Source organism: Acinetobacter sp. KAM396 (genome assembly GCF_021602765.1).
Classification (GTDB): domain Bacteria; phylum Pseudomonadota; class Gammaproteobacteria; order Pseudomonadales; family Moraxellaceae; genus Acinetobacter; species Acinetobacter towneri_A.
Window position 1 is genome coordinate 1 of sequence record NZ_BPPH01000116.1, and the last position, 400, is coordinate 400.

General features: G+C 43.0%; 1 protein-coding gene. It reads left to right on the forward strand.

Annotation, left to right across the window (positions count from 1 at the left end; translation table 11 throughout):
• Positions 1 to 400 (forward strand): transposase (locus L6C30_RS14775; protein WP_236163343.1); only part of this gene is annotated, 400 nt, incomplete at both ends.

Here is a 400-nt window from a genome sequence, read left to right on the forward strand (position 1 = left end):
CTTAAGCCAACTGACCCATGAACAACTGCTGGAATTTACCCGGCAGTTGGCGATGCAGCATCAGTCTCTGGCACAATCAAATCAAGAATTAGAAAAATCAAACCAGCAATTGGATGCCAAAGTTCAGCATCTTTCTATTCTCAATCAAAAATACGAGCATGAACTGGCGCTGTTTAAAAAGCATAAATTCGGCAGTAAAAACGAACATCTCACTGCAAAACAAATCCACCTGTGGGATGAAGCGGTTGAAGAAGATATTGCCGCGGTTGATCTAGAACTGGAACGGCTAAATGCAGATAAAACCGATGCAGTGACACACAAAGCCAAAACCAATAAACCTAAACGTCGACCACTGCCAGATCATCTACACACCATCCGTATTGAGCATGAACCTGCATCA